Source organism: Bacillus thuringiensis (genome assembly GCF_001182785.1).
GTDB lineage: Bacteria > Bacillota > Bacilli > Bacillales > Bacillaceae_G > Bacillus_A > Bacillus_A thuringiensis_S.
Genome location: NZ_CP012099.1, coordinates 4,413,195 through 4,438,263 on the forward strand (window position 1 = coordinate 4,413,195; position 25,069 = coordinate 4,438,263).

Sequence of the window (25,069 nt, forward strand, 5' to 3'; positions counted from 1 at the left end):
AATCCCGAATCTTTTTCACTACTATTCAATTATTAAACAAGAACTTTCATTACGTTACGTACAGATTCTACAGAGCGATCTAACGCTTCTTTTTCATCTGCAAGAAGTTCTAATTCAATAATTTTTTCAATTCCGTTACCACCTAGAATTACTGGTACCCCTAAGTAAAGGTCACTATAACCATACTCACCTTCAAGGTACGCAATAGCTGGTAATACACGGCGTTGATCTTTTAAGATTGCTTCTGTCATTTCAACTAAAGAAGCTGCTGGTGCGTAATATGCACTACCGTTTCCTAATAAGCCTACAATCTCACCGCCACCTTTACGTGTACGTTCTACGATTGCTTCTAAACGCTCTTTCGGAATTAACGTTTCTAACGGAATACCGCCTGCATAAGAATAACGCACAAGAGGTACCATGTCGTCACCGTGTCCACCAAGAACAAATCCTGTAATGTCTTTCACAGAAAGATTTAATTCTTGTGCGATGAATGTACGGAAACGAGCTGTATCTAATACGCCCGATTGGCCGATAACACGCTCTTTCGGGAATCCTGCTTCTTTAAATACAGAATATGTCATTGCATCAACTGGATTTGTTAATACAACAATAATCGCATTTGGTGAATGTTTTGCAATGTCGCGCGTAATACTTTTCATAATTTTAGAGTTCGTTGCTACTAAGTCATCACGGCTCATACCAGGCTTACGTGCAATACCTGCTGTAATAACGACAACGTCAGAATCAGCAGTATCTGCGTAATCAGATGTTCCAATAATGTTAGCATCAAAACCTTGTACTGGGCTCGCTTCTAACATATCTAACGCTTTCCCTTTTGTTGGATTTTCCAGTTGTGGAATGTCCACTAATACAACATCTGCAAGTTCTTTTTGTGCTAATAAGAATGCCGTTGTTGCTCCTGTAAATCCTGCACCGATGACTGAAACCTTCTTGCGTTTGATTGTCATAATTTACCCCCCGCTTTAATTATGCGTTTTTGATTATCGCTACATCCATGTTTTTAATAAGCTCATTAGCAAACTCAGAACATTTCACTTCTGTTGCGCCTTCCATTAGGCGAGCAAAGTCATATGTTACTACTTTTGATGCAATTGTTTTCTCAACTGAATCTGTTACTAATTTCGCCGCTTCATTCCATCCTAAATGTTCTAGTAATAATACACCTGAAAGAAGAACAGAAGATGGGTTTACTTTATCTAAACCTGCATATTTTGGAGCTGTACCATGTGTAGCTTCAAAGATAGCATGTCCAGTCACATAGTTAATGTTTGCACCAGGTGCAATACCAATTCCACCTACTTGTGCAGCAAGTGCATCAGAGATATAGTCACCATTTAAGTTCATTGTTGCAACAACATCGAACTCACGTGGACGAGTTAAAATTTGTTGTAAGAAGATGTCTGCAATAGAATCTTTTACGATGATTTTTCCAGCCACTTCAGCGTCTGCCATCGCTTTATTTGCTGCATCTTTACCATCTTTTTCAACGATGCGATCATATTCAGCCCAAGTAAATACTTTGTCGCCGAATTCTTGTTCCGCTACTTCGTAACCCCAGTTTTTGAAAGCACCTTCTGTAAATTTCATAATGTTTCCTTTATGAACTAATGTAACAGAAGAGCGTTTTTCGTTAATTGCATATTGAATTGCAGCACGAACAAGACGCTTTGTCCCTTCTTCTGAGATTGGTTTAATACCAATACCAGATGTTTCTGGGAAGCGGATTTTATTAACACCCATTGCTTCTTTTAAGAAAGCAAGAACTTTTTCTGCTTCTGGAGATCCTTGTGCATATTCAATTCCAGCATAAATGTCTTCTGTATTTTCACGGAAAATAACCATATCAGTATCTTCCGGACGTTTTACAGGTGAAGGAACACCTTCAAAATAACGAACTGGACGTAGACATACATATAGATCTAATTCTTGACGAAGTGCTACGTTTAGAGAACGAATACCACCGCCAACTGGAGTTGTAAGTGGACCTTTAATTGCGATTAAATATTCGCGAATTAAATTTAAAGTTTCTTCTGGTAACCACTCGCCTGTTTGGTTGAATGCTTTTTCCCCTGCAAGCACTTCTTTCCAAACGATTTTCTTCTCACCATCATAAGCTTTTTCAACTGCTGCTTCTATTACGCGAGATGCAGCTGCCCAAATATCAGGACCAATTCCATCTCCTTCAATAAATGGAATAATCGGATTGTTTGGTACATTCATAACACCATTAGTTACAGTAATTTTTTCACCTGTCGTCAATGTGATAACCCCCATGTTTGAAATTTCATATGTATGAAACTGAGGGAATAACCCCTCAGTTCAAACCGTTAGTCAAATTAAAATATTCTAATCATTACATCTTTCCGAAAAAATCAGACTTTTGAAAGCGTATTTTCACTATCGAAATAGTGTTTTTTGCTTATCTTTGTGCGATTGGAACATACACTTGATGCGTTGGTCCATTATAATCAGCACGCGGACGGATTAAACGGTTATTTTCATATTGTTCTAGAATATGAGCTAACCAGCCTGACATACGGCTAATTGCAAAAATAGGTGTAAATAAGTCATGGTCAATTCCTAAACAATGGTATACAGAAGCTGAATAGAAATCAACATTTGGTGGAAGACCTTTTTCTTTTGTTACAATGTCTTCAATTTTGATAGACATATTATACCATTTGTCTTCTCCTAAAAGCACGCATAATCTCTTAGACATTTCACGTAAGTGTTTTGCACGCGGATCACCTTGCTCATACACACGGTGACCAAAGCCCATGATTTTCACTTTATTTTGAAGAGCATTATGAATATATGATTCTACATTTTCTTCTTCGCCAATTTCAGTTAACATCTTCATTACATTTTCATTCGCCCCACCGTGAAGAGGACCTTTCAATGCACCGATTGCTGCTGTAATACCAGAATATACATCTGAAAGTGTAGCTACGCAAACACGTGCAGTAAATGTAGAAGCGTTTAACTCATGATCCGCATGAAGTACAAGCGCCTTATCAAAAGCTTCAATTTCAACTTCATTTGGCTCGCGATCATTTAACATGTACAAGAAGTTTGCAGCTAATGATAAATCTTTTCTTGGCTCAACAATATCTAAACCTTTACGGATTCTCGCGTAAGCAGCAACTAAAGTTCCCACTTGAGCCTGTAATTTAACCGCTTTCAAATAATTAGACTTTTCATCCATAATTTCAGCGCTCTCATCGTATAATGATAGCATGGAAATTGCAGTTCGTAAAACAGACATCGGATGTGCAATTTTTAAATCTACTTGTTTCAAATATGTTAAAATCTCACCTGGAACTTTATAGTATTCAGATACAATTTCATTAAATTCCGCTAGTTCTTTTTCATTAGGAAGCTTGCGGTGCCATAATAAGTACACTACTTCTTCAAACGTAGCATTCTCAGCTAAATCATCAATATTATACCCAACATAAGTTAATGTATCATCAATAATAGAGCTCACAGATGATGTTGTTGCTACTACCCCTTCTAAACCTCGAATAACAGTCATGACATTCTCTCCTTTTCCTGAAAATTCTCCCAACCTTGCTCCTTATATCTATTTGCTCCCCTTATGAATTATGAACGCCCGTTCACTCTTTAGGCAAGCAAAATGCACGATCATGCAAATTTGTTGCGATGTTCCCCTCTTATTGTCCATTGTTTACATGGAAAGCATGAGCGTGAATGTCTCCCCGAATCCTCACGCTCAAAACAACAAGTTAGTGAGGAAAATAAATTCCGAAGAGTTTTATGATAAAAACAACATAAAACAATATCATTATAAAATTGTTTTATGTTGTTTTTATTTTATCTGGTGTAAAGTCTCTGCTGTTATGTAACTTTTCAAAGTTTCTAATCCTATTATAAACAATTATCTGACTTTTGTGAACAGAAAGAATTCAAAAATTTTATATTACTATAAAATTTCTTATTTAAACATCTGTATAATACTCATAACCGCATAGGCAATTCCAGCCCCAATTAAAGGCCCTACAGCAACCCCATTAAATAACGCGACCGCTATAATTGTCCCAAAAACAAGCGCAGTTGTAATATGAGGATCCGTCGTCAATAATTGTACGCCGCCTTTTGCTAACAAAGCGACTGCTACACCTGAAGCTAAAGCAATCCACGCATAATACGATTTCGCTGCTTCTCCAAGTTGTTTAAAACCTATTTCCCCCGTCGCAATCGGTACTAGCACCGCTATTGTAATGACCGTTACACCTAGGTTAATTCCTTTCGTTTGTAAATAAGGAAAGACCTTATCTCCTAAAAACGTAAACTTCAATAAAAATAACACACCAATGGCTACAGTAAGCGATTGGTTTTTAGCAATAAGTCCTATAATAAGTAGTATGAATAAAAATAAAGTTGACTGACTAATCATGTTTGCACTTCCTTTCTGAAAATAATGAACTCATTTCCAAACAAAAATACCTTTAAACCTATCGTTATACATGCTATACAGATGCCTATTTATCGATAACACCTTCAATTTTTTATGCATTTTACAATTAAAAAAAGAGACTTTCTCCAAAAAAATTTAAGCATGTATACATTTTTGAAAACAGTCGTCTCTTCTTTCTTTTCTAATAAGAAACAGGTAAAATAAAAAGAAGAGAAAATGAAGTTTTTACCATATAGTAGTAGCATCACCAACAGGCTTTCACAGCCATTCATATACCGAAAAAAGCAGGCTAAATCCATCATTCCACTATAACATAAAGTAAAACTTTAATCAGTTGGGCATCTTCCGCTGATTATTGACCTTCACCAATTGGGCTTTGGCGGGAGATTTACTGCCGATAAAGTGAGACTTTAATCAGCAGAGCACGCTAGTTATAAGTTGAACGAATTAGGATAATCCAAATCGGAATGGGAGGTATACATCTTTGAACCGAAACTTACTATATATGATATTGCGACTCATATTTGTCATTGTAGCAACGGTAGCTGGGTTTTATGTCTTACTATACATGTCAGGGCTTATCTATCCTTTTATTATCGCTTTTGCATTTGCTTATTTGATTAATCCTGTCGTCAATTTCCTTAATCAAAAACTACAATTTCCTCGTGCACTAGCAGTACTCGTTAGCTTAATTCTCGTATTTGGAGCTATCGTTGGACTTGTTACATATCTTGTAACTGAAGCAATATCTGCCACAACATACTTACTACAACTTGTTACAGTAAAGTTTCCAGATATCGTTACATTCGCTCAGCAATTTGCACTTAATCATATTATGCCTCTCTACGATGATTTAATCTCTAAATTTAATCATCTTGGAGAACCCCAGCGCTATACAATTACACAAAACATTCAAAACTTAGGAACAGAAGCAACGACACAAATGAAAGAACTTTTAACCGCCATTATAAGCGGGTTAACGAATTTCATTAGTGCACTGCCGACAACTTTAACTGTCCTTGTATTCATTTTATTAGCCACTTTCTTCATTAGTTACGATTGGCACCGTCTTGCTCAGAAAGCAAGAAAGTTACTACCAAATCGTGTACATGGATACGGAAAAACTATTTTTGTCGACTTAAAAAAAGCTTTGTTTGGTTTTGTGAAAGCACAACTTACACTCGTATCTATGACAACCGTCATTGTACTGATCGGACTTTTAATATTACGCGTACCATACGCCATTACTATTGCGATTATTACAGGAGTTGTAGATTTACTACCCTATTTAGGCACAGGCGCAGTCTTCGTTCCATGGGTTATATACGTATTTTTCACTGGCGATACCGCATTCGCCATTGGTCTTCTCATTTTATACATCGTCGTGATTGTCCAAAGACAAATTATGGAGCCGAAAGTACTTTCATCTAACATCGGTCTCGATCCATTAGCAACACTCGTCGCTCTATTTGTCGGCTTTAAGCTTTTTGGCTTTTTAGGATTAATCATCGGTCCAGTCACCTTAGTACTACTTAATACATTACACAAAGCTAATGTCTTCCATGACTTGTGGAAATATATTAAAGGTTCACCTTCAAAATAACAGTTTCTAATCCATACAAAAAACCAAGTTGTAATCAGTGGGAATTTTCCACTGATTATTCCTTTCACTTATTTTTCACACTACTCACACGCAACAAGAGCATTACCCAGAAAAAGGATAATTCTCTTGTTTTTTTGCATAAAAAACACATTTCCTAACTGAAAATACATTTTTATTCTATTTTATCTATAATTATTACTTACATTTATTACTTTTTATGTAAATGAATAAATATACAAAACTGCATAAAATAAGACTCCAACTAACAATTCCCACCTTTTACATGAATTCTTTACACCAATCGCTCCTTTATATACGAAAGCAAAACTTTAATTTAGCTGCATTTCGCACCATCTTATTCATCCAAATTAATAGCATTAAAAAATCACATGTTTAATCGAAGCACAACAAGAGTTCAAACGAAAATTATATAGCAAATATAATAAGCAGACGTTTTGTTCATCCCCCCACATCAAACACTTACGAGCATCCCAGCTTTGAGATAGAAATTCCACACCCTACAAATAACGCGGTAAAGCAAAGCGGCCCTCTCCTCTTACAAGACAAAAAAATAGCACTTAGATCGTTATAATCTAAGTGCTACTTCTGAATGATAATAGTAGAGTTCTTTCTAAACTTCCATTCCATCCACTTCATAACAAGCGGCTTCAATAAAGCTCTCGTAACAGGGATCACGCAGATAAACCCTAGCACATCTGTCACATAACCAGGAAGCACTAAGAGAATACCTCCTACAAATACAAAAATGCCATCTAGCACTGCCTCACCTGGCATTTCCCCTCTATTCAACTTAGATTGAATCTCTCCAAGCACTTTAAATCCTTGTCTTTTCGCCAAATACACACCTACAACACCTGTAAATACAATCATAGCGAACGTAGACCATAAACCTATTACATGACTTGATCCGATTAAGACCGTAATCTCAATCGCCGGTATTAAAATAAACAAGAATAGTAACCACTTCATAGTTCTACACCTCTCTCACAACTCACTTTTAACGCCCTCACAACGCCTATATACATCATATGAAATATAATACCCTTTCATATTAAAACCCATAACAAACAGCTTTTAAAAGCAATTCTAGGCGTTTTAAGCTAATTCTATCTCGTTTTTGTGTAAAAAAAAGAGAAGGACTCCGATCCTTCTCTCCGTATTACTTATAGCACTTCCGCATGTCCATTATAAACAATTCCGCGTGCTGCATCAACTGTTACTTCTTGGCCATTTTTTAAAGTTGCTGTTACGCCGTTTACACCAACGATAACAGGAATACCGATTGATACGCCTACAACAGCAGCATGGCTTGTTAAGCCACCTTCTTCTACAACTAAAGCAGCAGCTTTTTCGATTGCAGGAATCATATCTTTATCAGTACTTGTTGTAACAAGGATATCACCTTCGTTTACGTTCGCTACAGCTTCAGCAGCTGTTTTTGCTACAACTACTTTACCTTTCGCAGCTTTACGACCGATTCCTTGTCCTTTAGCAACTTCTTCACCAACAACGTGGATTTTCATTAAGTTTGTTGTACCAGTTTCAGCAACTGGAACACCAGCAGTAATTACTACAGTATCTCCAAGGCCGATTAGACCTGCATCCATACCTGTTTGAATTGCTGTATCTAACATTTCGTCAGTTGAAGCTGCGCGCTTCTCAGCCATAAATGCTTGTACACCCCAAACAAGTGCAAGACGACGCCCTACTTGCTCGTCAGATGTTACAGCTACGATTGGAGATTTTGGACGGTATTTAGAGATCATTTTCGCAGTATGTCCACTTTCTGTTGGAGCTACGATTGCAGCTACATCAAGAGCAAGTGCTGTATGCGCAACAGATTGGCTAATTGCATCTGTAATTGTTGGAGTGAACTCTTTAATACGTTTTTTGAACATATCTTCGTATTGTAATGATTTTTCAACACGTACTGCAATGTTAGCCATCATTGTTACTGCTTCTACTGGGTATTGACCAGCAGCTGTTTCACCTGAAAGCATGATTGCATCTGTACCATCGAAGATTGCGTTAGCTACGTCACTTGCTTCCGCACGAGTTGGACGTGGGTTACGTTGCATAGAATCTAACATTTGTGTCGCAGTAATAACTGGTTTACCTAACACGTTACATTTTTTGATTAGACGTTTTTGTACTAATGGTACTTCTTCTGGTGGAATTTCTACACCCATATCACCACGAGCTACCATTAAACCGTCAGAAACTTCTAAGATTGAATCGATATTGTCGATACCTTCTTGGTTTTCGATTTTCGGTACGATTTGGATGTATTGAGCGCCATGCTCTTCTAATAATTCACGGATTTCTAATACGTCAGACGCTTTACGTACGAATGAAGCTGCGATGAAATCAACTTTTTGCTCGATACCGAAGATGATATCTTTTACGTCTTTTTCAGTGATACCAGGAAGCTTAATGCTTACGTTTGGTACGTTAACACCTTTTTTATTTTTTACAGTTCCACTGTTAAGAACTTTTGTACGGATATTTCCGTCAGCTTTTTCGATTACTTCTAGTTCGATAAGACCGTCATCGATTAGAATGCGAGAACCTGGGTCCACATCATCATAAAGACCAGCATAAGATACAGAGAACTTCTCTGCAGTACCTAATACTTGCTCAGTAGAAAGAACTACTTCTGCACCTGTTACAAGCTCAGCTTGTCCGTCTACGAAGTCGTGAGTACGGATTTCTGGACCTTTTGTATCAAGTAAGATACCAACTGTTTTACCAGTTTTCTTTGAAGCTTCACGAATGTTTTTAATACGAGCGCCGTGCTCTTCATGGCTACCATGAGAGAAGTTTAAACGAGCAACGTTCATACCCGCTTCCATTAATTGTTCTAATTTCTCAATACTTTCACTAGCAGGACCTATAGTACATACAATTTTAGTTTTACGCATATTGCACCTCCGAAAATTATGAAACCGTTCCCAAATATCCGACATTACGCCGATTAGATGGATAATTCTTTAGATAATTGATACATATCTTTATCGATTGTATGCTTTTGAGCTAACGCCTCGATAATGTCATGATCAACAAGTTTATTATCTTGAATACCTACACAACGTCCACCTTTACCAGCAATTAACAACTCAACTGCTCTTGCACCAAGACGACTTGCTAATACACGGTCTTGTGCACTTGGTGATCCACCACGTTGTACGTGACCTAATACAGTTACACGAGTATCAAAGTTTGTTGCTTCTTCAATGTGCTTACCGATGTCAATTGCACTTCCAACACCTTCAGCTACAATGATAATACTGTGTTTTTTACCACGTTCGCTACCACGTTTTAGACGAGCGATTACATCATCCATGTCATACTCTTCTTCTGGAATTAAAATCGTTTCTGCACCATCAGCTAAACCAGCCCATAATGCGATATCTCCAGCATGACGTCCCATTACTTCAATAACATATGTACGTTCATGAGATGTAGCTGTGTCACGGATTTTATCAATTGCATCAATAACAGTATTTAGAGCTGTATCGAAACCAATTGTGAAGTCTGTTCCAGGAATATCATTGTCGATTGTACCTGGTACACCAACACATGGGAATCCTTGTTCAGTTAATTTTTTAGCACCTTGGTAAGAGCCATCTCCACCAATAACAACAAGTCCTTCGATACCATGTTTCTTCAATTGCTCGATACCTTTTAGTCGTACTTCTGGGTCTTTAAACTCAGGACATCTTGCTGTATATAATTTCGTACCACCGCGGTGGATAATATCGCCAACAGAACCAAGTTCTAATTTTTCAATGTGACCAGAAATTAATCCAGCGTATCCATGGTAAATACCATATACTTCAATATCATGGAAAATCGCTTTACGAACAACTGCACGAATGGCAGCATTCATACCAGGTGAATCTCCACCACTTGTTAATACACCAATACGTTTCATTTGTACTCACCTCATAAAGATTATTTGCCTTATAATAAAATAACACGAAAAAATATAAAAACACAATGGAGAAGATGTGTCTTTTCATAATAAAAACGTGCATTCGCGAAGAGGAACGCACGCTTTTCTTATTTTATCCCAATGGAAGCGTTTGAAAACGAAACTTGCCCAATTTTCATATATTTTTCATAACGTTTTTCGATTAATTCATCTTTCGAAATTCCGTTTAATTGTTCAAAAGTTTTTCTAATCATTAAGTCTATATTTTCTGACTGTTTCAAAAGATTACGGTGAGCTCCACCTTTTGCCTCTGGAATAATTTCATCAATTACACCTAATTCTTTCAAATCTGCTGCTGTAATTTTCATTGCTTCTGCAGCTTCCTTCGCTTTTCCTGCATCTTTCCAAAGAATTGCCGCTGCACCCTCTGGTGTAATAACAGAATAAGTGGAATTTTCTAGCATATGAATGTAATCTCCTACTCCAAGACCTAGCGCACCACCACTACCGCCTTCACCGATAACGATACAAATAACTGGTACCGTTAAACCTGCCATCTCAAATAGATTGCGGGCAATAGCTTCACTTTGTCCACGTTCTTCAGCTGCTTTACCAGGATAAGCTCCCTTCGTATCGATGAAACAGATAATAGGACGATTAAACTTTTCCGCTTGTTTCATGAGACGCAGTGCTTTTCGATATCCTTCCGGATGAGGCATTCCAAAGTTACGGCGAATATTTTCTTTCGTATCTTTTCCGCGCTGATGCCCAATTACAGTTACAGGCATCCCTTTATATTTCGCAATGCCGCCGACAATCGCTGCATCATCGCCAAATAGACGATCTCCATGACATTCGAAAAAATCAGTAAATAAGTGCTCAATATAATCGAGCGTTGTCGGTCGTTCTGCATGACGAGCAATTTGAACACGGTCCCATACTTTTAGATTGCCGTATATATCTTCCTCTAAATTTTCTAGCTTTTCTTCCAAAATACGAATCTCCTCACTGAAGTCCATCTGGCTGTTTTTCGTATAGTCTTTCAGTTCACGAATCTTATTTCTTAGCTCAACAACTGGTTTTTCAAATTCTAGCTCTGCCATACAGCCATTTCCCCTCCTTGATGAACTTCTAAAATCTTGCGAAGCGATTCTCTCATATCATCACGATGCACCACCGCATCTAATTGACCATGATCTAGTAAGAATTCTGCCGTTTGAAAATCTTCCGGTAGTTTCTCACGCACCGTTTGTTCAATTACACGTCTACCAGCAAATCCGATAAGTGCACCTGGTTCTGCAAGATTATAATCACCAAGTGAAGCGAAACTCGCTGAAACCCCGCCCGTCGTTGGGTGAGTCATAACAGAAATAAATAATCCTCCTGCATTACTATGCTTTTTCAAAGCTACGCTTGTTTTTGCCATTTGCATTAAACTTAATATACCTTCTTGCATACGGGCACCACCCGAAGCAGTAAAGATAATAAATGGAACTTGTAAGTCGTACGCCTTTTCAACCGCACGGGCGATTTTTTCTCCTACTACAGAGCCCATGCTCCCCATTCGAAAACGAGAATCCATTACTGCAACAACAACAAGCATGTCATCAATTGTTCCTTCACCAGTTACAACCGCTTCGTTCAATTCAGTCTTCTTACGATCGCTCTCTAGTTTCTCTTCATAACCCGGAAACTCGAGTGGATTTAATGAAACCATTTCTTTGTCATACTCACGGAATGACCCTTCGTCCAATATACTATCAAGACGTTCCCATGCATTCATAGGATGATGATATCCACAATTCACACATACTTTTAAATTTTTTAGAAGTTCTTTCGTATACATGATTTTTTTACATTCCGGACATTTTGTCATAACGCCATCTGGCACATCTTTTCGTACTTGTTCTGAAGGTATTGCAGCGTACTTTTTCTTTTTCACGAATAAATCTCTTAGCACAATTTGACCCCCTTCGTTGAGAGCTAAGGTTAGCGTAAGAAGAAAATGGGGCTAACACCAAAGTTTGATGTTAGCCTTATCTTCTCAATCTGTCTAATAACCTCACTCTTTACGTTTAACTTTAACCGCTACGCGGTAGAATGTTTGTCATAACGTGTCATGGTCATTTCGACAAATTTTATACATTACGAGTGAAACTGTATATTCTCTACTAATTCATCGTAAATTTTTAGTGCATCATTTTCTTGTTTTTCTTCCAAAGTAGCATAAAGCTTTCTATACATATCGATAGTATCTCTTGAAACTTTACAAGAAAGAGTTGCTACGTAATCATTTACGATCATCCAAATGCGATATAGTAAATAATTATCGACTTGTTCAATAAGTGTTTTAAAGAACGTTTGATGAAGCGTTGGGATTGAGCTTTCATTTTCTTCAAGTACTTGGTGTAATCTACTTAGTACTTTAGAAAACGTTTCTTTCGGTAAATTACATACAATTCGAATCATATCTTTCTCAAGTAATCGTTTTGTTTGTAATAAATCACGAATTGTTTTCTCATCTTGCAATAAGAACGGAGCAATTAATTGTACAAGACCGTTATCATAAAAGTTTCGAATAAACGTCCCTTCACCACGTCTCGTTTCAATCAATCCTACCAGTTCTAAAGCACGCAATGCTTCTCTTACAGAGGAACGTCCTACGTTTAAGCGTGAACTTAACTCACGCTCAGACGGCAAACGATCCCCCGCTACCAATCCATCCTCTTCCATAATGGAACGGATTTTTTTTACAATTTCGAGATATACTTTTGTATTTGATGATGTCAATGGAAATTCCTCGCTTATTCTTTACCAATCAGCGCTAATTGTTTTGTTTTTTCAGCGATCTCATTTGGATCTACTTGACGGCGAGCTACTCCTGTCTCCATTGCTGCTTTTGCAACGTAAGACGCTACTTGAGGCGCTACACGCGCGTCAAATGGTGCCGGAATGATATAGTCTGCATTTAACTCATCTTCTGCTACAAGCTCAGCAATAGCCTGTACAGCTGCCATCTTCATTTCTTCGTTAATTTGTGTCGCATGTACGTCAAGTGCACCGCGGAAAATACCAGGGAACGCCAGTACATTATTTACTTGATTCGGGAAGTCAGAACGACCTGTTCCAACAACAGCTGCGCCCGCTGCTTTTGCCAATTCTGGCATAATTTCTGGAACTGGATTCGCCATTGCAAAAATAATCGCATCGTCATTCATTGTACGAACCATCTCTTCTGTTAATGCACCTTCTGCAGATACACCAATGAATACGTCCGCACCTTGTACAACATCAGCTAAAGAACCTTCTATACGATTCTTATTTGTATATTTTGCAACTTCATCCTTCACCGGATTCATACCTGTAGGACGACCATCATAGATTGCCCCTTTACGGTCACACATAATAATGTCGCGTACACCATAGCGATATAAAAGTTTAATAATTGCAATACCTGCTGCACCTGCGCCATTTGCGACAACTTTAATGTCAGACATTTTCTTTCCAACTAATTTCAGTGCATTTACAAGACCTGCTACTGTTACGATAGCTGTTCCGTGTTGATCATCATGGAAGATAGGAATATTTGTTTCTTTTTTCAAACGCTCTTCAATAATGAAGCAGTTTGGTGCTGCGATATCTTCTAAGTTAACGCCGCCAAAAGTTGGCTCCATTAATTTTACAGTTTCAACAATTTTATCTACATCGTTTGTATTTAAGGCAATTGGGAATGCATCTACACCAGCAAAGCTCTTGAATAATACAGCTTTACCTTCCATTACTGGAAGAGATGCTTCAGGTCCAATGTTACCAAGACCAAGTACAGCTGTTCCATCTGTAACAACTGCTACCATATTTCCCTTCATCGTATATTCATATACCTTACTTTTATCGTCATAAATTTCTTTACAAGGTTCTGCAACCCCTGGAGAATATGCAAGACTTAAATCTTTTGCATTTTCTACTTTTACTTTTGATACAGTTTCTAATTTTCCTTGATGCACTTTATGCATGTGAAGTGCTTCTTCACGAAGTGTTGACAAACTATCCACTCTCCTCAAATTATTCTTGCTGATATCAATTTCTCCAAGTGGTCTGACCACGAACACTACTACTATAATAATCGAAGTGTAGGGAAATTGTCCATTATATTTTCACAACTACATTTTCTTCCCCGACAATTTCACGAAGTGCTCCTAAACATTCTTCACTTGGATGAATCGATAAACTTCGAGATAATTGTACCATTTTATGTTCCTTTTCATAATAAATTAGTACTTTCGCAAAACCTGAATAGTCGAACAATATTTTCGTAACCTGATTTAAAAGCTTTTTCTCATACTGAGACGGCAATTTCACGTAAACAGATGCATCTTTCTTTTCTTCATACACATCCATTTCCTCTAGCGGATATAGTCCATTTACAATCCACTGCAGCTTATGATTTCTTAGCTCAATCGTACCGTCAACTAAAACAATTGCTCCTTCTTGTAACTTATCCGAGAAATGTATATACGTTTCCGGGAAGAGGACCGCTTCCATTTCATCATTTTGATCACAGAATGTAATAAATGCCATCTTTTGAAACTTTTTCGTACGAATCACTCTCACACTTGTTATATACACAATGGCTCTTTGTACTTTTTTCTTATGTCGCATCGCCTGAGCGAGAGATGGAATTTCTAATTCTTTTGCTAACTTTACATACTGCGCAGTCGGATAACTTGATAAATAAAAGCCAAGTGCTTCTTTCTCTTTATTTAGTTGTTCAATAAAAGATAGCTCTTCTCCTTGTACGTATTTTGATTTTGGAACAGCATCTCCTAAATCACGCGCGAGATTTGCGTACTCCAACGCCCCTTTAAGACTTTTCCATAAATTTGTTCTCGAAACACCAAAATCATCAAAACATCCCGACCAGACGAAAGCTTCTAAATTGCGCTCTGTTACAAACTTTGATGGCATACGGAGACAAAATTCAAATAAATCTTCGAACATTCTTTTCTCTCGTTCTTCTAATAATGCCGTCACTGTAGCCATTCCAATATTTCGAATCGAAAGTAAACTGTAACGTATCGCATTCCCCTCTATTTGGAAGTTGTAACCACTTTTTTGAAGAGACGGCGGCAAAACATGAAAACCTTTTCGCTTCGTTTCTCGTATATACTGTACAATTTTATCTTCATTTCCAATTGCACTTGATAATAGTGCCGTCATAAATTCCAGCGTATAGTTCGCTTTTAAGTAGGCAAGCTGATATCCGATCATACTGTAAGCTACAGCGTGACTTCGGTTAAAACCGTAATTCGCAAATCTTACAATTAAATCGTAAATTTTCTCAGCAGACGTCTCATCGTAACCATTTTGCAAACAACCTTGGACAAAATGCTTACGTTCCTGATCTAAAATATCACGATTTTTTTTACTCACTGCACGGCGCAGTAAATCTGCTTCACCGAGCGAAAACCCTGCTAACTTCGATGCAATTTGCATAATTTGTTCTTGGTATACAATGACGCCGTATGTTCTTTCTAAAATTGGCTTTAAATCCGGATGTAAATATTCAATTTTTCTTTTTCCATGTTTCGATTCAATAAAGGTCGGTATCTGTTCCATCGGTCCCGGTCTGTATAATGAGTTAACAGCTACGATATCTTCAAACTCATTCGGTTTTAACCCGCGAAGTACATTTCGCATACCACCTGATTCAAGCTGGAATACACCTGTTGTATCCCCTCTCCCTAATAATTGGAACGTCTTTTCATCTTGAAGAGGTAAGTTTCTTATATCAATTTCTTTCCCTGTTTTATTCGCGATAAATTTTATAATATTTTCAAGTAACGTTAAATTACGCAGTCCTAAAAAGTCCATCTTAAGCAACCCAAGTTCTTCTAGTGCATCGGCTGGATATTGCGTAACATAAACATCGTTATGTCCTTCTTGAATTGCTACACTGCCTGTTAGCGGTTCTTGACTCATAATAACGCCAGCCGCATGAATAGACGTATGACGTGGTAAACCTTCTACACGTTTTGCGATTTCAAACACACGCTCATGCAGAAGATTCCCTTGTATAAACTCACGAAGTGATTGTGATTCTTCATATGCATCTTTTAACGTTATACCAAGCTTTGATGGGATAAGTTTTGAAAATATATCAATATCTCGCGGCGGAAGCCCCATTACGCGGGCAATGTCTCTAATTGCCGCTTTTGCTGCAAGCGTACCAAACGTTACAATTTGCGCAACACGGATCTGACCGTATTTATCTTTCACATAGCGAATCATCTCATCACGTCTTACGTCTGGAAAATCAATATCAATATCGGGAAGCGTCACACGTTCAGGATTTAAAAACCTTTCAAATAATAGATCGTATTCAATCGGATCAATATCTGTAATTTCTAATACGTATGAGACGAGTGAACCAGCTGCCGATCCACGACCTGGTCCTGTTAAAATATGATTTTCATGTGCATACTTCATAAAATCCCATACGATGAGGAAATAATCACTAAATCCCATACGAGAAATAACATTTAATTCATGATTTAAACGCTTTATATGCACTTCTTTCGGCGCACCATATCGTTTCCGCAAACCTTCTTCACAAACACGACGCAAGTATATATCACTCGTTTCATTAGACGAAACAGGAAACTTCGGAAGTTGATTTACATGGAACGGTATTTCTACTTGGCAACGCTCTGCAATTTTCATTGTATTTTGGATTGCTTCCGGCGCATGGGAAAATAGTGCTTCCATTTCATCCGATGACTTTAAATAATATTGATCTGTTTTCAGCCTCGGCCTATCTGGATCAGTCATTTTCGTTCCACTTTCAACAGATAGTAAACATTCGTGAACAAGTGCGTCACTTTGATTGATATAGCGCACATCGTTTGTTGCAACGACTGGAATATTAACCCTACTAATAAATTCAGGTAGTTTCTCTTGTAAAAGCAACTCATCTTGAATCGCATGATGCTGCAAACTCATATAAAAATGGCCGAACATATTTTGATATGTGCGAGCTACTTCTTCAGCCTGACTCTCATTGTCTTCTAGTAATAATTGCTCAATTTCGCCATCTTTACCTGGTGAAATAGCAATTAATCCTTTCGCATAATGCGCAAGCCACTTCTTAGGAATACCTTCTTTGGACTTTGTCATAATACTGCTAGAAATCTTTAATAAATTTTGGTAGCCTATTTCATTCTCAGCAAGTAATACAAGCGGATAAGACCTTTCTTCTTCTTCACTAAAAATAGAAGCGGTTAATCCAATAACAGGCTGTATACCATGTTTCTTACATGCTTTATAAAACGGAATAACGCCATACATAACATTTTCATCCGTAATAGCCAGCGATGAAAAACCAAGTTCTTTCGCCCTGACTACAAGCTCATCAATTTTACAAGCACTTTTTAATAAACTAAAAACGGTTTGACATTGTAAATGCACAAACTTCACTGTTGTACCCTCTCTTTACCTATTTGACTACTTTTATTATAGGTGATGAGGAAAGCGGAAATCAAAACATACTTCTTATACTTTGTCCATATATATGAAGAAGAAAGGGGAATGACGATGGATGTAAGAGAACATACTTTTTTCTCTCTGCTTATTATTAGTTATTTTATTGCCTTTGGGGTTATACTTGGCGGTTCATTAATTGGTGGATTTGGTGCGTTTCTTATCGGAAAACCGGCTCTAACTTACATTAATCAATTCGCCCAAAATTTAAGAATTTGGGCACTCGTTGCAGCAATCGGCGGAACATTCGATACCTTTTATAGCTTTGAAAGAAGTTTCTTTGGCGGAGATATGAAAGATATCGTAAAACAAATTCTCCTTATTTTTTTCGCAACTGGTGGTATGCAAACAGGTCTCATTATTATTAAATGGCTAACGCAGGAACATGTATGAGAGTACCAAGTGCCAATACAGCAAAAAGATGGTACTTAGTATTAGCTGGTGCTGCTGTTGGAGGCGTGTTGAGCTGGTTTATTTTTTTGTACATATACGGTGTTTTTCAAGAAGAACAAGCTAGTAAAATAGCAGAACAAAGAGAAATTATAGAAAAACAAGAAGCAAAGCTCCACGTCCTTCTCGAAGATCAAGAAAAATTGAACACTGAAAATAAACGGCTCTTAACCATTCAAGAAATTAAAATAAAACTTATCAATCGAGAAAAATACGATTTAGACAATCTTACACTCGAAAATATGACTACATCTATCCATAATGACCTCCAGCATCTTTTAACGAAAAACATTCAAAGTATCGCAAAAAATAAAGACCTACTCAAAAAGGTAATCGAAAACAAAACGTACAAACATTACGATCGACTATACCGTTTTAAAGTCGATACAATATCTTTTGATACAGTGCTTGAAATTAGCATTACTATAGAGAAAGAAAAATAAAGAAGGAGGGCTTTAGCGCCGCTCCTTCTTTTCGTTCTAACATATAATCTCTTATTTACAAATCTCACGTAAATCAGCAAAAAGACGATCCGCTTCTTCCCAAGAAGATGCCTTGGCACCAGAAGCCATCGGATGTCCTCCGCCGTTATATTGCATTGCCAATTTGTTTATAACTGGTCCTTTTGAACGAAGACGAACACGAATTACGTCGTCTTCCTCTAAAAATAGAACCCACGCCTTTAATCCGTCAATATTGCCAAGCGCTCCAACAACACCAGATGCTTCAGAAGGAAGTACATCAAATTCTTCTAATACTTCTTTCGTTAATTTAATGTAAGCTGCTCCTTCTTCTACCATCGTAAAGTTCTGTAAAATATAACCGTTTAAACGAGCAATTTTTTCTTTTGTCTTATACATTTCATTGTATAAATCTGTGAATTTCACATCCATGTCAACAAGCTCACTTACGTAACGAAGTGTTTTTGCTGTCGTATTTGGGAATAAGAAACGACCTGTATCTCCAACAATTCCCGCTAAAATAAGGCGAGCTGCTTCTTTTGTTATTTTTAATCCTTTATCTTTTCCATACGTGTAAAACTCGTAAATCATTTCACTTGTAGAACTCGCTGTCGTATCTACCCATGTAATATCTCCATATGGATCTTCATTTGGATGATGATCAATTTTAATTAACATCTTCCCTTTTGTATAGCGTTGATCGTCAACACGTTCTTGATTCGCAGTATCACAAACAATAACAAGCGCATTTTCGTATACACTATCTTCAATATCATCCATTACTCGTAAGTATGCTAGTGACGGTTCATTGTACCCAACCGTATAAATATTTTTCTCTGGAAACGATTCTTGTAGAATTGTACCAAGACCACCCTGTGAACCTAATGCATCTGGATCCGGACGCACGTGGCGATGAATAATAATTGTATCAAACTCTTTAATTGCTCCTAAAATTTGCTCATGCATATGTATAATCTCCTTTTTAATCAACTTCTTCACTTTATCCTCCATTATAACGGAAAGTATTTCATACATGCGAACAATTGCTTTATAATAAAAGTTAGAAAGTTTAGATATTTCTTTTTTCTTTTCTATTATTTTTCACAAAGCGATGGGAGTGTTCATTATGCCAGTATTAGTCTTCTGTATTATCGTCTCATTTATGTTGTACCTCTTTTACAAAACAAAATACTTTCGTACAAACCGCCCAATGGAAAAAGGTTGGCTCTCAGGAAAATCCGCAATGGCACTCGGTTCATTCGTTTTATTTTTCGGGGTAAACCAATTCTTTTTAGAACTTTCAACCGCCCGTATTATTGTTGGTGTTTTATTCGTTCTATTTGGTAGTGCAAGTGTATTTAATGGATTTCGCCAATACAAACACTTCTTACCATTAGCAGTTAAAGAAGCCGAAGTCTATGAAGCAACATAAAAAAAGCATCAATATTGTGATGCTTTTTTACGTCCCTTAACTTTCAAAATCATATATGCAACAAACGCAGATGGTATATTAAATGGGTTACCTTGTACGTGAAAATGTAATTGTTCTTCTCCAAAAGACATTTTTTCATATAGCTCTCGCTGAGATAATCCTGTCTTTTCCTTTTTTTCACGTAAACCTTGTAAATATAAATATTGGATCGGTATCATTACAAGGAAGTAAAATAGTGCGATACTACCAAAAAAGAGTACTGTTGATGACATAATGTATACCACCTTCCAAAAATCCATTTTCTTACAATATAATCATAACACAATATACAACAAAATTGAATTACTATTCTGTCTTTTGTCACATTACTTTCCCACTAGCTTTTCCACTCCATCTAAAATCATGCCTTTCAAATTTAAAACAACAAAAAAGATGGAACAAATCAAAACGATTTGTTCCATCTTTTTATTTATCGATTAACTGCACCATAAGTAATGCTTTTCCAACGACATTACCATCATGATGCACCTCTACATCGACCTTACCAAATTTACGTCCAATTTCTAATACTTTCGGATGAACGGATACAACATTATCAATTTGAACTGGTTTTACGAAATAAATCGTTAAGTTTTCAACAATTAAATCGCTTTTCTTTTGCGCACGAATGACGCGATTTGTCGCTTCTGTCACAATTGTTGCAAATACACCGTACGATAACGTTCCGATTGAGTTCGTCATTTGCGGCGTCACTGAAAATTGATATAGATGCTCATTTTTCGCTTCTTTTGGCGTCATAAATTGATTCGTTACAATATCATCAATTGTTTCTCCAACTTGTGGCTGACGTTGAATCATTTGCAGTGCCTGAAGTACATCTTGACGGCTAATAATACCTTGCAGTTTATTTCCTTCCTCAACGACAGGAAGTAATTCAATTCCTTCCCACACCATCATACGTGCCGCAGCTGCGACAGACATTTTACCATTCACTGTAATTGGGTGTTTTGTCATTACTTTATCAATTGGTGTTTCTTTCGCTACACCGATCATGTCTTTTGAAGTTACGATTCCTAGCACTTTTTTATTTTCATCGACAATTGGATATCTTCCGTGCATTGTCTCTTCATTATATGCATGCCATTGCTGTACTGTATCATGCGGCTTTAAATATAACGTTTCTTCAATTGGTGTTAAAATATCCTCAACAAGTACAATTTCTTTCTTAATCAGTTGATCATAAATTGCACGGTTAATTAACGTTGCGACCGTAAATGTATCGTAGCTACTTGAAATAATCGGCAGCTTTAATTCATCTGCTAATTTCTTCACATGATCTTCCGTATCAAATCCGCCCGTAATTAATACAGCGGCTCCAGTTTCTAGCGCCAATTGATGTGCATTCGTACGGTTACCAATAATGAGTAAATTCCCAGCTTCTGTATAGCGCATCATCGCTTCTAATTTCATAGCTCCGATTACGAATTTATTTAATGTTTTATGTAGTCCTTCTCTGCCCCCAAGTACTTGACCGTCAACAATGTTAACGACTTCTGCATATGTCAGTTTTTCGATATTCTCTTTCTTCTTTTGTTCAATTCGAATTGTTCCGACACGTTCAATTGTACTAACATATCCTTTATTTTCTGCATCTTTAATTGCACGGTAAGCTGTCCCTTCACTTACACTCAAATCTTTCGCAATTTGTCTTACAGAAATTTTATGGCCTACTGGCAGGCTATTAATATGTTCTAAAATTTGGTTATGCTTGGTAGCCAAATGGTTTCACCATACTTTCTTTTCCCTAAATTCTTCATGTGTTGTACTTTCAGTATACTATATTTTCAAAACTGTTACACTCTCTCTTTGCATACCTGTACTATTTTTTTTATAACAAAATGACTCTTACATTCCACCAGTCATTCTATGACAACAATGTAATGCTTTTGTCATCTCATTCGATAGTTCGCCCACTTGATTCCCTATACAATGAAGACAAGAAATAAAACAAAGGAGCGAACACATGATGAAAAAACTTTTAGAGGTTGTAGGTGCTGTATTTTTAGCTTTCGTAGATGGGAAAAAAGTTGCAATGGAATTGAATGAAACACCTGAACAACCACGTACCAAAAGAAAAGAATCACCAAAACAAATACAAGCATTAAAAGCTGTCCTACACACGTAAAAAACCCTTCACTTTTCTTTTCAAATGAAGGGTTTCTTTTCTATAGTGTAATACTTTCTCCAGCTTCTAATACTTTCCCTGTACAATTTTGTAGCTTTTCTACAAATTGATATGGATCTTGTTCAATAACTGGGAACGTATTGTAATGCATCGGTACAACAGTTTTCGCATTAATCCATTTTGCTGCTAATACAGCATCTTCTGGTCCCATTGTGAAATTATCACCAATTGGTAAAAATGCTAGATCAACTTTATTCAATTCCCCAATTAACTTCATATCAGAGAATAGCGCAGTATCTCCTGCATGGTACACTGTTTTCTCTTCTGCTGTAAATAAAATACCTGCTGGCATACCTGTATATGTAATCGTCTTATTTGCTTCATCAATATAACTAGAGCCGTGGAATGCTTGTGTAAACTTCACTTTTCCGAAGTCAAATTCATGTGAACCACCAATATGCATCGGATGTGTATTTACACCTTGCCAACTTAAAAATGTTGCTAGTTCAAATGGCGCTACAACAACTGCATTATTTTTCTTCGCAAGTTCTACTGTATCTCCAACATGATCACCGTGTCCATGCGATAAAAGGATTGCATCCACTTTTACATCTTCAGCTTTTAAATCTGTTTTCGGATTACCTGTTAAAAACGGGTCAATTAAAATAACTTTTCCATTCGCCTCAATTTTCACAACTGAATGTCCATGATAAGATACTTTCATTATTACATTCCTCCCCTATTCACATTCTCACTTTTTATTCTACATGATTTTTCAATTCCCTGTCTTTTCTAACATCTATTTACTTGTCATAACGCTTTCTTCCGAGTTAAAGTTATATTTGTAATTAAATATCTCGGGGGTGCCAATCGATGAATGCTAGATTAGAAAATTTAATGCAATGGCTAAAAGAAAAAAACGTAGAAGCTGCGTTCTTAACTTCTACACCGAACGTCTTCTACATGACGAACTTCCACTGTGAACCGCATGAAAGATTACTTGGTATGTTTGTATTCCAAGAAAAAGAACCTATTTTAATTTGTCCTAAAATGGAAGAAGGTCAAGCACGTAACGCTGGCTGGGCACATGAAATTATCGGATTTACTGATACTGACAGACCATGGGATATGATTGCAAAAGCAATTAAAGACCGCGGCATCAATGCAAATGCAGTTGCAATTGAAAAAGAACATTTAAACGTAGAGCGCTACGAAGAATTAACGAAATTATTCCCAAATGCAGCTTTCAAATCAGCTGAGGAGAAAGTTCGCGAACTTCGTTTAATTAAAGATGAAAAAGAACTTTCTATTTTACGCGAAGCAGCTAAAATGGCGGACTACGCTGTTGAAGTTGGTGTAAATGCAATTAAAGAAAACCGCAGCGAGCTAGAAGTATTAGCAATTATTGAACACGAATTAAAAACAAAAGGCATACATAAAATGTCATTTGATACGATGGTATTAGCGGGTGCAAACTCTGCTCTTCCACACGGTATTCCTGGCGCAAACAAAATGAAGCGCGGTGATTTCGTACTATTTGATTTAGGTGTAATCATTGAAGGTTATTGCTCTGATATTACACGTACAGTAGCATTCGGTGAGATTTCTGAAGAGCAAACTCGCATTTACAACACTGTACTTGCTGGACAACTACAAGCAGTTGAAGCATGTAAACCAGGTGTTACACTTGGCGCAATCGACAACGCTGCTCGTTCTGTTATCGCAGATGCAGGTTACGGAGACTTCTTCCCGCACCGACTTGGTCATGGACTTGGAATTAGCGTACACGAATATCCAGATGTAAAAGCTGGTAACGAGTCTCCATTAAAAGAAGGTATGGTCTTCACAATCGAACCTGGTATTTACGTACCAAACGTAGGTGGCGTTCGTATTGAAGATGATATTTACATCACAAAAGACGGATCAGAAATTTTAACGAAATTCCCGAAAGAATTACAATTTGTGAAATAATAAAGTGAAACTTTAATCAGTGGGGATTTTGTTCATCCCCCACTGATTATCAGCCCTCACCAATCGGACTTTAACGGGCAGTAAGACCCCCACCTAACTTCTTTGCTTCCGCTGAATTTTGAGGTGGGGGTCTTACTGCCCGTTAAAGCGGGATAAAAAGGCAGCGTGAATGCTGCCTTTTTTTATTTCTCTACTATTTCAAATTTCTCTACAATCATTCTTGCTGGATAACTTTCAAGTATTTGAGAAAACCATACTTTTATTTTATCCCCTGTTTTTAACTGTTTACATGCGCCTTTGTCCTTAAAGCTCAAGACTATATGTGATGGATGCTCTTTATTCATTTGTTGTTCTATATAATTTTGTAACTCTACTTTTGTTTCAAACGTTTTATCATCGGCAAAAAACACCGTGTCATTTCTTAATATGATATACCCTTCTTTAGGGACTTCTTTTACCGTTACTTGCTCTACTTGTTTTGTAGTACACGCTGATAATATGACTAGAAATACACTTAAAAACATAACAATTTTCATATGCCTATTCATTTTTAACTCCTTACTCTAGGCTATTTCAAATTTAGCACCATCTTCTCCTCATACTTATCATCCCATTTAATTACAACTTCTATCGATTCATCTTTAGATAGAGGTGCACAACTTACACAAGAAGATTTCATTTCAACCCTTGCTCCTTTATGAACTTCTGACGTTTGTGTCATTGTACTAAAGGCTCCATTAATAGCAATCTCTAAGTTTTTAAATTCTGTATTCCCATCTCCGCCCTTGTACTGAAACGTAAACATTCCATCTTCACTGTCATCCTTAATATGCCCTTTATATTGTCCAGTCCAACTTTTGCTCTCGCTAGAAAAATTAACATACGAAATGGAACAGCTTCCTAAAAAGAAAATACTAATGAAAAAGAATAATGCTCTCTTCATAATGCCCCCTCCATTCAAATGCACTTATTTATTGTCTATTTCTTCCTCTTATTACATTATAAAAATACAGA

The 25,069-nt window shown here is 37.1% G+C and carries 24 protein-coding genes; 6 read left to right on the forward strand and 18 right to left on the reverse strand.

The window, feature by feature from the left end; all coding sequences use genetic code 11:
• Window positions 1-32 precede the first annotated feature (32 nt).
• From mdh to AC241_RS22760, 4 genes are all read right to left on the reverse strand, one after another.
• Window positions 33-971, reverse strand: coding sequence for a malate dehydrogenase (mdh, locus tag AC241_RS22740; RefSeq protein ID WP_000153232.1), 939 nt, complete (start codon window positions 969-971; stop codon window positions 33-35).
• A 19-nt stretch (window positions 972-990) separates the two neighbouring features.
• Entirely contained in the window at window positions 991-2,283 is a 1,293-nt protein-coding gene (gene icd, locus AC241_RS22745; RefSeq protein WP_000206893.1) for an NADP-dependent isocitrate dehydrogenase, read from the reverse strand.
• Between the two features lie 160 nt (window positions 2,284-2,443).
• Window positions 2,444-3,592, reverse strand: a complete 1,149-nt coding sequence (gene citZ, locus AC241_RS22750) for a citrate synthase (RefSeq protein ID WP_000503651.1) — start codon at window positions 3,590-3,592, stop codon at window positions 2,444-2,446.
• Between the two features lie 387 nt (window positions 3,593-3,979).
• Window positions 3,980-4,441: a DUF441 domain-containing protein gene (locus AC241_RS22760; protein ID WP_000625507.1), complete on the reverse strand. Its 462-nt coding sequence runs from the start codon at window positions 4,439-4,441 to the stop codon at window positions 3,980-3,982.
• A gap of 505 nt (window positions 4,442-4,946) precedes the next feature.
• On the opposite strand from AC241_RS22760, the gene ytvI reads away from it, so the two are divergent.
• Complete coding sequence (gene ytvI, locus AC241_RS22765) at window positions 4,947-6,065, forward strand: sporulation integral membrane protein YtvI (RefSeq protein WP_006926492.1); 1,119 nt, start codon at window positions 4,947-4,949, stop codon at window positions 6,063-6,065.
• 600 nt (window positions 6,066-6,665) lie between these two features.
• Here ytvI and AC241_RS22770 read toward each other — a convergent pair.
• The 8 genes from AC241_RS22770 to dnaE all read right to left on the reverse strand — a co-directional run bounded on the left by AC241_RS22770 (window position 6,666) and on the right by dnaE (window position 17,493).
• A complete protein-coding gene (locus tag AC241_RS22770) occupies window positions 6,666-7,055 on the reverse strand; it encodes an FxsA family protein (RefSeq protein WP_029443393.1) in 390 nt (129 codons plus the stop codon).
• Window positions 7,056-7,249: 194 nt separating this feature from the next.
• Complete coding sequence (gene pyk / locus AC241_RS22775; RefSeq protein WP_029443394.1) at window positions 7,250-9,007, reverse strand: pyruvate kinase; 1,758 nt, start codon at window positions 9,005-9,007, stop codon at window positions 7,250-7,252.
• A 53-nt stretch (window positions 9,008-9,060) separates the two neighbouring features.
• Window positions 9,061-10,020, reverse strand: coding sequence for a 6-phosphofructokinase (gene pfkA, locus AC241_RS22780; protein ID WP_000821156.1), 960 nt, complete (start codon window positions 10,018-10,020; stop codon window positions 9,061-9,063).
• Between the two features lie 128 nt (window positions 10,021-10,148).
• Entirely contained in the window at window positions 10,149-11,123 is a 975-nt protein-coding gene (gene accA / locus AC241_RS22785; RefSeq protein ID WP_000818801.1) for an acetyl-CoA carboxylase carboxyl transferase subunit alpha, read from the reverse strand.
• The gene (gene accD / locus AC241_RS22790) at window positions 11,111-11,980 is read right to left on the reverse strand and encodes an acetyl-CoA carboxylase, carboxyltransferase subunit beta (RefSeq protein ID WP_000942856.1); all 870 of its coding nucleotides are present in this window, start codon (window positions 11,978-11,980) and stop codon (window positions 11,111-11,113) included. The genes accA and accD overlap by 13 nt, the downstream gene beginning before the upstream one ends.
• Before the next feature lie 185 nt (window positions 11,981-12,165).
• The gene (locus AC241_RS22795; protein ID WP_016080099.1) at window positions 12,166-12,810 is read right to left on the reverse strand and encodes a FadR/GntR family transcriptional regulator; all 645 of its coding nucleotides are present in this window, start codon (window positions 12,808-12,810) and stop codon (window positions 12,166-12,168) included.
• A gap of 14 nt (window positions 12,811-12,824) precedes the next feature.
• A complete protein-coding gene (gene ystJ, locus AC241_RS22800; protein WP_162200710.1) occupies window positions 12,825-14,033 on the reverse strand; it encodes an NADP-dependent malic enzyme in 1,209 nt (402 codons plus the stop codon).
• Between the two features lie 133 nt (window positions 14,034-14,166).
• Window positions 14,167-17,493, reverse strand: coding sequence for a DNA polymerase III subunit alpha (dnaE, locus tag AC241_RS22805; RefSeq protein WP_050844575.1), 3,327 nt, complete (start codon window positions 17,491-17,493; stop codon window positions 14,167-14,169).
• A gap of 42 nt (window positions 17,494-17,535) precedes the next feature.
• Between dnaE and AC241_RS22810 the strand changes: the two genes are divergently transcribed.
• Together AC241_RS22810 and ytrI are read left to right on the forward strand one after the other, a co-directional pair.
• Window positions 17,536-17,949 carry a YtrH family sporulation protein gene (locus tag AC241_RS22810; RefSeq protein WP_002005839.1) on the forward strand — a complete coding sequence of 138 codons (414 nt, stop codon included), beginning with the start codon at window positions 17,536-17,538 and terminating at the stop codon, window positions 17,947-17,949.
• A complete protein-coding gene (gene ytrI / locus AC241_RS22815) occupies window positions 17,946-18,449 on the forward strand; it encodes a sporulation membrane protein YtrI (RefSeq protein ID WP_001265736.1) in 504 nt (167 codons plus the stop codon). Before AC241_RS22810 ends, ytrI begins: the two co-directional genes overlap by 4 nt.
• A gap of 51 nt (window positions 18,450-18,500) precedes the next feature.
• Here the strand turns inward: ytrI and AC241_RS22820 are convergent, their stop codons facing one another.
• Window positions 18,501-19,433, reverse strand: coding sequence for a DHH family phosphoesterase (locus tag AC241_RS22820; RefSeq protein ID WP_029443397.1), 933 nt, complete (start codon window positions 19,431-19,433; stop codon window positions 18,501-18,503).
• Window positions 19,434-19,593: 160 nt separating this feature from the next.
• On the opposite strand from AC241_RS22820, the gene AC241_RS22825 reads away from it, so the two are divergent.
• Window positions 19,594-19,899, forward strand: coding sequence for a YtpI family protein (locus tag AC241_RS22825; RefSeq protein WP_016080095.1), 306 nt, complete (start codon window positions 19,594-19,596; stop codon window positions 19,897-19,899).
• 8 nt (window positions 19,900-19,907) lie between these two features.
• Here AC241_RS22825 and AC241_RS22830 read toward each other — a convergent pair whose 3' ends face one another.
• Together AC241_RS22830 and AC241_RS22835 are read right to left on the reverse strand one after the other, a co-directional pair.
• On the reverse strand, window positions 19,908-20,171 hold the full coding sequence (locus AC241_RS22830; RefSeq protein WP_016080094.1) for a DUF3949 domain-containing protein: 264 nt from the start codon (window positions 20,169-20,171) through the stop codon (window positions 19,908-19,910).
• Between the two features lie 193 nt (window positions 20,172-20,364).
• On the reverse strand, window positions 20,365-21,678 hold the full coding sequence (locus tag AC241_RS22835; RefSeq protein ID WP_016080093.1) for a CBS domain-containing protein: 1,314 nt from the start codon (window positions 21,676-21,678) through the stop codon (window positions 20,365-20,367).
• A 244-nt stretch (window positions 21,679-21,922) separates the two neighbouring features.
• Here AC241_RS22835 and AC241_RS34885 point away from each other — a divergent pair, with 244 nt between their 5' ends.
• Window positions 21,923-22,084, forward strand: a complete 162-nt coding sequence (locus tag AC241_RS34885; RefSeq protein ID WP_000976304.1) for a hypothetical protein — start codon at window positions 21,923-21,925, stop codon at window positions 22,082-22,084.
• Window positions 22,085-22,124: 40 nt separating this feature from the next.
• Here AC241_RS34885 and AC241_RS22845 read toward each other — a convergent pair whose 3' ends face one another.
• A complete protein-coding gene (locus tag AC241_RS22845; RefSeq protein WP_000868922.1) occupies window positions 22,125-22,808 on the reverse strand; it encodes a metal-dependent hydrolase in 684 nt (227 codons plus the stop codon).
• Window positions 22,809-22,957: 149 nt separating this feature from the next.
• On the opposite strand from AC241_RS22845, the gene pepQ reads away from it, so the two are divergent.
• Window positions 22,958-24,055, forward strand: a complete 1,098-nt coding sequence (pepQ, locus tag AC241_RS22850; protein ID WP_000994037.1) for a Xaa-Pro dipeptidase — start codon at window positions 22,958-22,960, stop codon at window positions 24,053-24,055.
• A gap of 182 nt (window positions 24,056-24,237) precedes the next feature.
• Here the strand turns inward: pepQ and AC241_RS22855 are convergent, their stop codons facing one another.
• A complete protein-coding gene (locus AC241_RS22855; protein ID WP_016080091.1) occupies window positions 24,238-24,603 on the reverse strand; it encodes a DUF3221 domain-containing protein in 366 nt (121 codons plus the stop codon).
• Window positions 24,604-24,623: 20 nt separating this feature from the next.
• Window positions 24,624-24,998 carry a hypothetical protein gene (locus tag AC241_RS22860; protein WP_050844576.1) on the reverse strand — a complete coding sequence of 125 codons (375 nt, stop codon included), beginning with the start codon at window positions 24,996-24,998 and terminating at the stop codon, window positions 24,624-24,626.
• Window positions 24,999-25,069: the final 71 nt, after the last annotated feature.